This window comes from Nonomuraea sp. NPDC003560, from assembly GCF_042878785.1.
Taxonomy (GTDB): Bacteria; Actinomycetota; Actinomycetes; order Streptosporangiales; family Streptosporangiaceae; genus Nonomuraea.
The window spans coordinates 376,416-388,298 of record NZ_JBIAOF010000006.1 but is presented as its reverse complement, the minus strand read 5'-3'; the positions used below and the strand labels follow the sequence as shown (position 1 = coordinate 388,298).

The following is an 11,883-nucleotide window of genomic DNA, read 5'->3' as shown; positions in this document are numbered from 1 at the left end:
TTCAGAGGTTCTTGCGCAGGAACGCGATGTCGTCGGCCTGGCCCTCGCCCGGCGTCTCCACCACGACCGGGGCGCCCGCCGCGCGGCAGACCGCCAGGATCAGCTCCGGGTCGATCTTCCCCTGGCCCAGGTTCGCGTGCCGGTCGGCGCCGGAGTCGAAGTCGTCGCGCGAGTCGTTGCAGTGGACGAGGTCGATCCGGCCGGTGATCGCCTTGACCCGCTCGACCAGGTCGACCAGCTCCTCGCCGCCCGCGTGCGCGTGACAGGTGTCGAGGCAGAAGCCCACGTCGAAGCCGTCGAGCGCGTCCCACAGACGGGCGATGCGCTCCAGCTTGCGGGCCATGGCGTTGCCGCCGCCCGCGGTGTTCTCGATGAGCACGGGGATCGGGCACTCCATGCGCTCGAACACCTTGCGCCAGTTGTCGAAGCCCACCTGCGGGTCGTCGCTCTTGTTGACGTGGCCGCCGTGCACGACCAGGCCCTTGGCGCCGAGCCCCGCGGCCGCCTTGAGGTGCTGTTCGAGCAGCTTGCGGCTGGGGATCCTGATGCGGTTGTTCGTCGTGGCGACGTTGATCAGGTAGGGGGCGTGGATGTAGACGTCGACGCCCTCGACCGGCTTGTCCGGCAGCACCGGCTTGGCGTAGCCCTGCGGGTCGCCGAGGAAGAACTGCACGACCTCCGCCCCGACCCGTTCGGCGTGAGCGGCGGGATCGTCCTGGTCGACGTGAGCTCCGATACGCACCATGTCAAGGAGCTTATCCGTTTGGCGGAACCGCCTCCGGGAAGACGCCCGGCACCCCCTACCCCCGAGGAGAGCGCACATGACACGCTGGCGGCTGCGGGCGCTGATCTTATTGGTCTACGTGATCGTCGGAATCTACGTCGCCTGGATCTACGACTACATCACCCCGGGTCTCCTCCGGGACGTCGCCGAGGCTCTGCTCGCGGTGTTCCTCTGGTTCCTGGTACTGCTCGGCATCGACCTGCACATCGGCAGGTGAGTCACATATACCCGACGGCCCCGGGGTCACCGGGGCCGTAGGCCGGGCGAGAGGCCCGTCAAGGATGCGGCAGGAAGCCGCCGTGGGCGATGCCGAGCACGGCCCCCACGAACGAGGCCACCAGGCCGACGATGTTGACCGAGCGCTGCGGCGTGGTCACCGAGATGTACTGCGAGTAGAGCCCGGTCCCGAAACCGAGCGTGCCGATCCAGGACGAGATCACGTGGGCGGCGGGGAAGAACGCGGCGACGAACGCCACGAGCCCGCACACCAGTGTCGCGATCGCCAGGCCGTTCTCCACCGGGTGAGAGCGTCCGTCGGTGTTGAGCGTGAGCCTGAACCGCTCCCTCTCTGAGGGATGAAGCACATGTGGCACAGCCGCCACCCCCTTGGTTTCCTACAGGCCTTCCCACCTACTCGTGGCTGGTAACCTGGGCAGCGCTGCGTTGTGATGGGTGACCCATCGCCCCGGGGCGCCGAAATGGGGCGCCGCGGCCTGACGTCAGCGTCCTCCTGTCACGGCAGAGTGTCGTGACCGCAAAAGTCCAGAGGAGGTTGGAGTCCCGCATGCGTCGTTACGAAGTAATGGTCATTCTGGACCCTTCGCTCGATGAGCGCACTGTCGCGCCGTCCCTCGACCAGTTCCTCACCGTGGTCCGCAACGACGGCGGCACCGTGGAGAAGGTCGACGTCTGGGGCCGTCGCCGTCTCGCCTACGACATCGACAAGAAGTCGGAAGGCATCTACGCCGTCATCGACCTGTCCGCGGAGCCCGCGACGGTCAAGGAGCTCGACCGCCAGATGAACCTCAACGAGGGCATTCTGCGTACCAAGGTCCTGCGCCCGGACGTGCACTAGCCACAGGAAAGCCGCGAAGCGGGCCGTCCCTCCGGGAGGCGGCTCAACGAGCGGGTTTCTTGTTGACGACCACCGGCTTTTTGTCGGAGAGCACCCGTACTCTGAGCCGTAATCCAAGCGAAGGCGTGCAGGAAGGCGAGCGCTAGCCATGGCAGCAGGCGACACCGTAATCACCATCGTCGGCAATCTTGTCGACGACCCGGAGCTGCGCTTCACCCCGACGGGTCAAGCGGTGGCTCGATTCCGCATCGCGTCCACTCCGCGGTTCATGGATCGCCAGACCAACGAGTGGAAGGATGGCGAAAGCCTCTTCCTGACCTGCAACGTGTGGCGGCAGGCGGCGGAGAACGCCGCCGAGAGCCTCCAGCGCGGCATGCGGGTCATCGTGCAGGGGCGGCTCAAGCAACGGTCTTACGAGACCAAGGAAGGCGAGAAGCGCACGGTCTATGAGGTCGAGGTCGACGAGGTCGGCCCGTCCCTGCGCAACGCCACGGCCAAGGTCAACCGCACCACCCGCCAGGGTGGCGGCGGTGGCGGCGGCTTCGGCGGCGGTCCCGCCGACGACCCGTGGGCCTCTGCCTCGCCCGCCCCGCCCCAGGGCGGCGGCTATCAGGGCGGTGGCGGCGGCTTCGGCGGCGGCGGTGGCGGCAACCAGGGCGGCGGCTTCGGCGGCGGCAACGACTTCAGCGACGAACCGCCTTTCTAACACCTGTCCACAAGCCCGAGTCCATTCCCGCCCGAAAGGCGGGGCTCTGAGAGGAGCACCACGATGGCTAAGCCGGCACTGCGCAAGCCCAAGAAGAAGGTTTGCCTGTTCTGCCACGACAAGATCTCATACGTCGACTACAAGGACACGGCGCTGCTGCGGAAGTTCATCTCCGACCGCGGCAAGATCCGTGCGCGCCGGGTGACGGGCAACTGCACCCAGCACCAGCGCGACGTGGCGACCGCGATCAAGAACGCCCGTGAGGTGGCTCTGCTGCCTTACACGAGCACCGCGCGCTAAGGAGGTCTGTCGACATGAAGCTCATCCTCACCAACGAGGTCTCCGGCCTCGGCGCCCCTGGCGACGTCGTCGAGGTCAAGGACGGCTACGGCCGTAACTACCTCATCCCGCGCGGCTACGCCATGCGCTGGACGCGTGGCGCCGAGCGCCAGATCGAGACCATCAAGAAGGCTCGCGACGCTCGCGAGATCCGCGACCTCGGCACCGCCAAGGAGGTCGCCGGCCAGCTCGGCGCCCTGCGCGTGCGGCTGTCCACCCGCGCGGGCGAGTCGGGCCGGCTGTTCGGCTCGATCACCACGGGCGACATCGCCGACGCCGTCAAGGCGGCCGGTGGCCCGATCCTCGACCGCCGTCGCATCGAGATCCGCAACCCGATCAAGAGCGTCGGGTCGCACAAGATCACCGTCAAGCTCCACCCCGAGGTGTCGGCGTCCGTCGACGTCGACGTCGTGGCCGGCTGACGACTGCTGATCAAGCCCCTCTCCGTCAGGAGGGGGGCTTTTTCGCGTTCCGGGGGGCCGGCTGCCACGGTGGCGCGTTCCCCTGGGGGACCGGCTGGCCTGGTGAACTGCGCACTTCATTCCCATGGGGGCCGCGTAGAATGCCTGCGTTCTTTGTGTGTGTTTCCCCCTGGAGGCTCTGCCATGGCCCGTTCCACGATGCTGCTTGCGATCGGTGTGCTCGCGGTAGGGGCCGTCGCATGTGCCCCGGCCGACCAACCGGCCGCCACGTCGACCGGTTCCGCCCCGACCGGCTCCGCGGTGGCCGACGCCTGCGCCAAGGACCAGCTCAAGCTCGTCAACGGCGGCAAGCTGACCGTCGGCACCGACAAGCCGGCCTACGAGCCGTGGTTCAAGGACGACGACCCCAGCAACGGCCAGGGGTTCGAGAGCGCGGTGGCGTTCGCGGTGGCCGGTGAGCTCGGCTTCGACCGGACCGAGGTGGAGTGGAGCACGGTCAAGTTCGACTCCGCGTTCGCGCCCGGGGCCAAGCAGTTCGACTTCGACGTCAACCAGGTCTCGATCAACCCCGACCGCGCCAAGGCGGTCGACTTCAGCAAGGGCTACTACACGGTCAAGCAGGCCGTCGTGGCGATCAAGGGCAGCAAGTTCGCCGAGGCCAAGAGCGTGGCCGAGCTCAAGGACGCCAAGTTCGGCGTCCAGGTGGGCACCACGTCGCTGGCCGGCGTCAAGGACGTGATCAAGCCGTCCGCCGAGCCCAACGTCTACAACGACCAGGTCGACGCCGTGAACGCGCTGAAGAACAAGCAGGTGGACGCGATCGTCGTCGACCTGCCCACCGCGTTCTACGTGACGGCCGCCCAGGTGGAGAACTCCAAGATCGTCGGCCAGTTCAGCTCGACCGGCGGCACGCCGGAGGAGTTCGGGCTGGTCATGGAGAAGGGCAGCGCGCTCAAGCCCTGCGTCGACAAGGCCGTCGACTCGCTGAAGTCGAAGGGTGAGCTGGCGAAGATCGAGCAGGAGTGGCTGGGCTCGGCGGCGGGCGCGCCCGAACTGTCGTGAGCCCGACCAGTAAGCCCGTGAGCGAGCACGTCCCCTCGCAACGTCAGCTTGAGCGCGAGCGCGTCCGCAGGTCGCGGGCGCGCCGCTCGGCGTCGATCGCGACGGCCTCGACGATCGTGTTCATCGTCCTGGTCGCCGTCCTGGTCACGAACTCGCCCGGCTGGCCGCGGGTCCAGGAGGCGTTCTTCGCGCCCGAGTGGTTCGTCGCCGCGCTGCCCAAGGTGCTGGAAGGGTTCCTGCTCAACATCAAGATGTTCCTGATCGCCGAGCCGCTGATCCTGATCGTCGGGCTGCTGGTGGCGCTGGCCAGGGGCATCACCGCGCCCGCGTTCTTCCCGATCAGAGCCCTGGCCACGCTCTACACCGACGTCTTCCGCGGCGTGCCGACGATCCTGGTCATCTACCTCGTCGGGTTCGGGCTGCCCGCGCTGCGGTTGCAGGGCATCCCGACCGACCTGGCGACGCTGGGCGTGATCGCGCTGACGCTGTCGTACGGCGCGTACGTGGCCGAGGTGTTCCGCTCCGGCATCGAGTCGGTGCATCCGAGCCAGATCGCCGCCGCCCGCTCCCTGGGCCTGAGCCACTTCAAGGCCATGCGGTTCGTGGTGCTTCCGCAGGCCACCCGCCGGGTCGTGCCGCCGCTGCTCAACGACTTCGTCTCGCTGCAGAAGGACACCGCGCTGGTGGCCACCATCGGGCCGCTGGAGGCGCTCAGGCAGGCCCAGATCATCGCCACCAGCAAGTTCAACTACACCCCCTACCTGGTCGCCTCGCTGGTGTTCATCCTGCTCACGATCCCGATGGCCAGGTTCACCGACCATCTGGCCGCCCGTACGCGCAGGAGGCGTGGCGCATGAGCCTGCTGACCATCGAAGGGGTGTGGAAGAACTTCCACGGCCACAGCGTGCTGCGCGGGATCGACCTTGAGGTGCAGCCGCACGAGGTCGTCAGCCTGATCGGCGCGTCCGGGTCGGGCAAGTCCACCCTCCTGCGCTGCGTGAACCTGCTGGAGACCGTGGACGACGGCGCCATCCACCTCGACGGCCAGGAGATCACCGACCCCCGCGTGGACGTCGACGACGTGCGCAAGCGGCTCGGCATCGTCTTCCAGGCGTTCAACCTGTTCCCGCACATGAGCGTGCTCGACAACATCACGCTCGCGCCCCGGCGGGTGCTCAGGACGTCCAAGGAACAGGCCGAGGAGCAGGCGCACGAGCTGCTGGCCAGGTTCGGGCTGGCGGCCAAGGCCGGCGCGTACCCCGACCAGCTCTCGGGCGGGCAGCAGCAGCGGGTGGCGGTCATCCGGGCGCTGGCCATGCAGCCCAGGCTGATGCTGCTCGACGAGGTCACCTCGGCGCTCGACCCCCAGCTGGTGGTGGAGGTGCTGGGGATCGTCAGGGAGCTCAAGGAGTCGGGGATGACGATGATCCTCACGACCCACGAGATGAGCTTCTGCCGCGACATCTCCGACACCGTGTGCTTCCTCGACGGCGGGGTGCTGGTGGAGAAGGGCCCGCCGGAGAAGATCTTCGCCGCGCCGGAGCAGCCGCGGACCAGGGAGTTCCTGCGCAGCGTGCTCGAATCCGGACGCCTCTAGCGGCGGTGGCGGCCCCGGCCGGGTTCGGCCGGGGCCTCCCGCGGGGCGGCCAGCAGGCTGTTGCGGCGGCCGTACAGGAGGTAGACCAGCAGGCCGAAGGCCATCCACAGGACGAACCACGCCCAGGTGAGCAGGCGCAGGTTGAGCATCAGCCACAGCGTGGCGACCAGCGAGAGCGCGGGCAGCAGCGGCGAGAGCGGCACGCGGAAGCCGCGTTCCAGGTGCGGCATGCGCCGCCGCATCACGATCACGCCCGCCGCCACGAACAGGAACGCGAACAACGTCCCGATGACGACCAGTTCCTGCATGGTGAGCACCGGGACGAACTCGGCCAGCACGATCGCGATGAACCCGATCACCAGCGTCACCCGCGACGGCGTGTGGTACTTGCGGCTGACCGTGGCCAGGCCGCGCGGGATCAGCCCGTCGCGGGCCATCGAGAACAGCACCCGCGTCTGACCCACGATCAGCACCAGGATCACGGTCGTCAGCCCGAGCACCGCCCCCGCGTCGATGACGTGCACCATCCAGTCCACGCCCACGGCCTGGAACGCGCTGGACAGCGGCGCGTCCCCGCTGATCTTCGTGTACGACACCATGCCCACCATGACCAGCGCGACCGCCAGATAGATGACCGTGGCGATCACCAGGCTGCGGATCATGCCCTTGGGCACGGACTTCGGCGCGTTGACGCTCTCCTCGGCCGAGGTCGCGACGATGTCGAAGCCGATGTAGGCGAACGCGATCGCCGAGGCCGCGGCGAAGACGCCGAACCAGCCGAAGGCCATGCCGTGCCCGGCGAAGACCTCGATGACGGTCTGCGGGCGGACGGGCAGGGCCTTGGGCTCGACGTAGAAGTCGCCGTAGTTGGCCACGTCGATGTGGGTCAGGCCCACGACGATGACCGCCCCGATGGCCAGCAGCTTGGCCGACACCATGATCCACAGTGCCCGGAGCCCCACCCGCGCGCCGAGGGCCACGATGCCCGTCAGCAGCACCAGGATGACCAGGACGAGCACGTCGTCCACGCCTTGCGGCACCCGTACGCCGAAGTCGGCGACCGCCTTGACCGCGATGGACGCCCACGCCCTGGCCACCACCGCGGCGGCGAACTGCAGCTCCAGGATCAGCGCCCAGCCGATGATCCAGGCCCAGACCTCGCCGAAGATGACGTACGTGAAGGTGTAGGCGCTGCCCGACGTCGGCATCGTGGACGACAGCTCGGCGTAGCACAGGCAGGCGAGCAGGCACGCGATACCGGCGATCATGAACGAGAGGATCACGCCGGGACCGGCCATGGTGTGGGCCTGCTCGCCGGCAATGCTGAAGATGCCGGCGCCGATGATCACACCGAGACCGAGAACGACGAGGTCGGCCGGGCGGTAGACCTCGGACAGGCTGTGCCGGGCGCCGGTGCGTAACCCGGTCGCCTCTGACGGTGGCAGTCGTCGAAGAATCGTGGACACGGAACACCCCGCTCAGGGAACTCGCCCACTCTGTCTCACCACTTGGACAACGGCAAGCACAGGACGATTACGGTGACCCGGCGTCCGGGCGTCCGAAGCGGTAATGCGGCCGGTCGGATCGGCTACGCGCCGGTCACCAGCCAGGCCGTGCCGGCCGCCCGCCGCCCGAGGGTGATCAACCGGGCGATCATCCACACCCCGAGCGCGCACCAGAGCGCGACCACGCCGAACCCGGCGGCCAGGAACGCCGCCGGCAGGTACGCCAGCGTCGTCCACACCCCGGCCCAGGCCAGGTAGCGCTGGTCGCCCGCGCCGATGAGCACGCCGTCGAGCACGAACACCACGCCGCAGATCGGCTGGAACAGCGCGACCGGCCACAACACGGCCAGCAGCTCGCCGGTCACGGCCGGGTCGGCGCCGAACAGGCCGGGCAGCAGCGGCCTGGCCGCCACGACCACCACGCCGAGCGCCAGCCCCGACCACAGGCCCCACTGCATCATCCGCCTGGTCGCGGCCCTGGTGGCGACCGTGTCACCGGCGCCCAGCGAGCGTCCGGTGATGGCCTGGCCGGCGATCGCGATCGCGTCCAGGGCGAAGGCCATCAGGTTCCACACCTGGCCGGCGATGGCGTACGCGGCCAGTTCGGCCTGGCCCATCCTGGTGGCGACCACCGTGCCCACGATGAGCACGATCCGCAGGCACACCGTACGGATGAGCAGGGCGAAACCGGCCGTACCGGCCTGCCGGACGCCCGCCAGGTCGGGCAGGAGCGGCGTGCCGAGCCGTCGCGCGCCCCGGACCACCACGACCAGGTAGACGGCCGCGCCCAGAGTCTGGGCCAGCGTGGTGCCCCAGGCGGACCCGGCGATGCCCCAATCCAGCCCGAGCACGAACCAGGCGTTCAGCGCCGCGTTCAGCGCGAACGAGCCCACGGCCACCACCAGCGGCGTGACGGTGTCCTGAAGGCCGCGCAGCACCCCGGTGCCGGCCAGCACGACCAGCATGCCGGGCGCGCCGAGCAGGCTGATCCGCAGGTACGTCACGGCCAGCGCGGCCTGGTCGGGACCGGCGCCGAACAGGTCCACCATGGCCGGCGCGAGCGGCCAGCCCAGGGCGATGAGCGCGACGCCGATGGCCAGGGCGAGCCAGATGCCGTCCACGCCGTTGCGCATGGCCCGCCCGTGGTTGCCGGCGCCGCTCTGCCGCGCCACGGACGCCGTCGTGCCGTACGCCAGGAAGACGCAGAGGTTCACCAGCGTCGCCAGGACGGCCCCCGCCACGCCCAGCGCGCCCACCGCCGTGGTGCCGAGGCCGTGGCCGACGATGGCGTAGTCGGCGAGCAGGAAGAGCGGCTCGGCGACCAGCGCGCCGAACGCGGGCAGCGCGAGCCGCAGAATCTCCCGGTCCCGGGGTGTAATGGGCATTTGTCTATTATGGCCATTACACGGCGTGTCGGGCCAACTTTCTTTCCTCCACAGTCGGTGGACACTGTTTGCCCAGGTCAGACGATGATCGGTGCATATCCGAAAGAGTTATCCCCAGGCTCGTCCACAGAGCTTTCACACCCTGGGCGCGATAGTGCACAGCTCACCCACAGCGTTGTCCACAGGCCGCGTTGCCCTCACGCGCCGAACGAGCGAAACTGTCACACCGGTCGGCTACAAGTGGGGGTGGCGACCGCCTGCGAGGTTGTTCGAGGGGGCGCGGTGAGCATTGACGAAGAGGGCGGCGGAGGCCCCGGTTTCGAGCGCACCCCGCCGCACAACATCGAGGCGGAGCAGTCGGTGCTCGGCGGCATGCTGCTGTCGAAGGACGCCATCGCCGACGTCGTCGAGATCCTGCGGTCCGACGACTTCTACCGGCCTGCCCACCAGATGGTCTACGACGTCATCACCGACCTCTACGGCCGCGGCGAGCCCGCCGACGCCGTCACCGTCTTCGACGAGCTGCAGAAACGCGGCGAGATGGCCCGGGTGGGCGGCGCAGCCTACCTGCACACGCTCACGGCGGTCGTCCCCACGGCCGCCAACGCCGGCTACTACGCCAAGATCGTGCGCGAGCAGGCGATCCTGCGCCGCCTCATCGAGGCCGGCACCCGCATCGTCTCCTTCGGCTACGGCGGCCAGAACGAGGAGGTCGACGACCTCGTCGACCGCGCCCAGGCGGAGATCTACAAGGTCACCGAGCGCCGCACGTCGGAGGACTACGCGCCGCTGGCCGACATCATGCCGGGCGCCCTCGACGAACTGGAGGCCATCGGCAGCCGCGGCGGCCAGATGGTCGGCGTCCCGACCGGCTTCCAGGACCTCGACCAGCTCACCAACGGCCTCCACCCAGGCCAGATGATCGTCGTGGCCGCCCGCCCGGCCATCGGCAAAAGTACCCTTGGTCTAGATTTCGCACGTTCTGCGGCGATCAAGCATGGGATGACCACCGTCATCTTCTCGCTGGAGATGTCCCGTAACGAGATCACCATGCGTCTGCTGTCCGCCGAGGCCAGGGTCGCCCTGCACGCCATGCGCTCGGGCATGATGGGCGACGACGACTGGACGCGCCTCGCGCGCAGGATGAGCGAGGTGGCCGAGGCGCCGCTGTTCATCGACGACTCGCCCAACATGTCGATGATGGAGATCCGGGCCAAGTGCCGGCGCCTCAAACAGCGCAACGACCTGCGGTTCGTGGTCATCGACTACCTCCAGCTCATGAGCTCGCCGAAGAAGACCGAGAGCCGCCAGAACGAGGTCTCGGAGATCTCCCGTGCGATCAAGCTGCTGGCCAAGGAGCTGGAGGTGCCGGTCATCGCGATCTCCCAGCTCAACCGAGGCCCCGAGCAGCGCACGGACAAGCGCCCCGCGGTCAGCGACCTTCGCGAGTCGGGCTGCCTGACCGCCGCCACCCGCATCATGCGCGCCGACACCGGCGCCGAGGTCTCGATCGGCGAACTGCTGGAGAGCGGCGCGCGCGACATCCCGGTGTGGTCGCTCGACGAACGGCTGCGGCTCGTGCCGCGCACGATGACACACGCCTTCCCGAGCGGGATCAAGGAGGTCTTCCGCCTGCGTCTGCGCTCCGGCCGTGAGATCGAGGCCACCGCGAACCACCCCTTCCTGACCTACGACGGCTGGCGGCCGCTGGGTGAGCTGACCACCGGGTCCCGGCTGGGGGTCCCACGCCACGTTCCGGCCCCGCAGGGCCTTCAGGAGTGGCCGGAGGCGGAGATCGTGCTGCTCGCGCACATGATCGGCGACGGCTCCTTCGTCAAGCGTCAGCCGATCCGCTACGCGAGCACGGACGAGGCCTGCCTGACGGCGGTGACGCGGGCGGCCGAGCACTTCGGGATCAGTGCCGTCCGCGATGAGTACGCCGCCGCACGGGTCACCACCTTGAGGTTGCCGGCTCCCCACCGGCTGACTCACGGCAGGCGCAACCCCGTCGCCGCCTGGCTGGACGGCTTGGGGCTCTTCGGGTTGCGGAGCCATGAGAAGTTCGTCCCTGATGGAGTCTTCTCCCTGCCCAAGAAGCAGATCGCGCTGTTCCTGCGGCACCTGTGGGCCACCGATGGCTGTGTGTGGTGGGACGCGAAGAGCGGTCAGTCGAGGATCTACTACGCCTCGACGAGCCGCAGGCTGGTCGACGACGTGGCTCGGCTGCTCCTCCGGTTCAACGTGATGACCCGCGTGAAGGAGGTGCGGAAGGACGGCCACAGGCCTGGATACCAGTTGGTCGTCTACGGTGCCGAGAACCAGCTGCGGTTCCTGGACGAGGTGGGCGTGCACGGCGAGCGGTCGGCGCAGGCGGACGCGTCCGCGGGCCGGCTGCGGGAGATCAAGGGCAACACCAATCTGGACACGGTTCCCCGCGAGATCTGGGACCGCGTGCGCGGCGTGCTGTCGGAGCGCGGCATGACTCACCGGGAGTTCTCCGCCCGGCTCGGCACCCAGTTCTGCGGCAGCACGTTGTGGAAGCACGCGCCGAGCCGGGAACGTCTGGGCAAGGTGGCTTCGATCCTCGACGACGCCGACATGGAGATGCTGGCGACGAACGACGTGTTCTGGGACGAGGTCGCATCGATCGAGAGCCTGGGCGATCAGCCGGTGTTCGACGCCACGGTCCTCGGCACCCACAACTTCGTCGCCAACGGCATCGCGGTGCACAACAGCATCGAACAGGACGCCGACATGGTCATCCTGTTGCACCGCGAGGACGCCTACGAGCGGGAGTCCCCCCGGGCCGGTGAGGCCGACCTGATCGTGGCCAAGCACCGTAACGGCCCCACCGCCACGGTGACCGTGGCCTTCCAGGGTCACTACAGCCGTTTCGTGGACATGGCCCAGCACTGAGACGTGAAAGCCCGGTCAAGGTGTGACAAACCAGACAGCGCGGAAGGGATGGCGATCGATCATCGGGGCGCTTTACCCGATGACTGAAGCAA

Annotated in this window: 13 protein-coding genes; 9 read left to right on the top strand and 4 right to left on the bottom strand. The window is 68.6% G+C overall.

Features of this window, described 5'->3' with window-relative positions:
• Window position 1: 1 nt before the first annotated feature.
• On the bottom strand, window positions 2–745 hold the full coding sequence (locus ACFYUV_RS25455) for a deoxyribonuclease IV (protein WP_357973988.1): 744 nt from the start codon (window positions 743–745) through the stop codon (window positions 2–4).
• A gap of 76 nt (window positions 746–821) precedes the next feature.
• Here ACFYUV_RS25455 and ACFYUV_RS25450 point away from each other — a divergent pair, with 76 nt between their 5' ends.
• A complete protein-coding gene (locus tag ACFYUV_RS25450; protein WP_357973985.1) occupies window positions 822–1,001 on the top strand; it encodes a hypothetical protein in 180 nt (59 codons plus the stop codon).
• 58 nt (window positions 1,002–1,059) lie between these two features.
• Here ACFYUV_RS25450 and ACFYUV_RS25445 read toward each other — a convergent pair whose 3' ends face one another.
• A complete protein-coding gene (locus ACFYUV_RS25445) occupies window positions 1,060–1,302 on the bottom strand; it encodes a hypothetical protein (RefSeq protein WP_358291234.1) in 243 nt (80 codons plus the stop codon).
• 266 nt (window positions 1,303–1,568) lie between these two features.
• On the opposite strand from ACFYUV_RS25445, the gene rpsF reads away from it, so the two are divergent.
• The 7 genes from rpsF to ACFYUV_RS25410 all read left to right on the top strand — a co-directional run bounded on the left by rpsF (window position 1,569) and on the right by ACFYUV_RS25410 (window position 5,985).
• Window positions 1,569–1,859, top strand: coding sequence for a 30S ribosomal protein S6 (gene rpsF / locus ACFYUV_RS25440; protein WP_026214314.1), 291 nt, complete (start codon window positions 1,569–1,571; stop codon window positions 1,857–1,859).
• Between the two features lie 148 nt (window positions 1,860–2,007).
• Window positions 2,008–2,565 carry a single-stranded DNA-binding protein gene (locus ACFYUV_RS25435; RefSeq protein ID WP_352322941.1) on the top strand — a complete coding sequence of 186 codons (558 nt, stop codon included), beginning with the start codon at window positions 2,008–2,010 and terminating at the stop codon, window positions 2,563–2,565.
• Window positions 2,566–2,628: 63 nt separating this feature from the next.
• Complete coding sequence (gene rpsR, locus ACFYUV_RS25430) at window positions 2,629–2,865, top strand: 30S ribosomal protein S18 (protein ID WP_020543048.1); 237 nt, start codon at window positions 2,629–2,631, stop codon at window positions 2,863–2,865.
• Between the two features lie 14 nt (window positions 2,866–2,879).
• Window positions 2,880–3,326 carry a 50S ribosomal protein L9 gene (gene rplI, locus ACFYUV_RS25425; RefSeq protein ID WP_352322940.1) on the top strand — a complete coding sequence of 149 codons (447 nt, stop codon included), beginning with the start codon at window positions 2,880–2,882 and terminating at the stop codon, window positions 3,324–3,326.
• Window positions 3,327–3,509: 183 nt separating this feature from the next.
• Entirely contained in the window at window positions 3,510–4,388 is an 879-nt protein-coding gene (locus ACFYUV_RS25420; RefSeq protein WP_387671764.1) for an ABC transporter substrate-binding protein, read from the top strand.
• Window positions 4,389–4,405: 17 nt separating this feature from the next.
• Window positions 4,406–5,245, top strand: coding sequence for an amino acid ABC transporter permease (locus ACFYUV_RS25415; protein WP_387671762.1), 840 nt, complete (start codon window positions 4,406–4,408; stop codon window positions 5,243–5,245).
• Complete coding sequence (locus ACFYUV_RS25410) at window positions 5,242–5,985, top strand: amino acid ABC transporter ATP-binding protein (RefSeq protein WP_364333025.1); 744 nt, start codon at window positions 5,242–5,244, stop codon at window positions 5,983–5,985. Before ACFYUV_RS25415 ends, ACFYUV_RS25410 begins: the two co-directional genes overlap by 4 nt.
• Here the strand turns inward: ACFYUV_RS25410 and ACFYUV_RS25405 are convergent.
• Both ACFYUV_RS25405 and ACFYUV_RS25400 read right to left on the bottom strand, forming a co-directional pair.
• Window positions 5,982–7,451 (bottom strand): APC family permease, encoded by a 1,470-nt coding sequence (locus ACFYUV_RS25405; protein ID WP_387671760.1) that lies wholly within the window; start codon window positions 7,449–7,451, stop codon window positions 5,982–5,984. The two genes, ACFYUV_RS25410 and ACFYUV_RS25405, sit on opposite strands and share 4 nt — an antisense overlap.
• A gap of 122 nt (window positions 7,452–7,573) precedes the next feature.
• Entirely contained in the window at window positions 7,574–8,875 is a 1,302-nt protein-coding gene (locus ACFYUV_RS25400; RefSeq protein WP_387671758.1) for an MATE family efflux transporter, read from the bottom strand.
• A 9-nt stretch (window positions 8,876–8,884) separates the two neighbouring features.
• Here ACFYUV_RS25400 and ACFYUV_RS25395 point away from each other — a divergent pair, with 9 nt between their 5' ends.
• Window positions 8,885–11,791, top strand: a complete 2,907-nt coding sequence (locus tag ACFYUV_RS25395) for a replicative DNA helicase (protein ID WP_387672204.1) — start codon at window positions 8,885–8,887, stop codon at window positions 11,789–11,791.
• Window positions 11,792–11,883 lie beyond the last annotated feature (92 nt).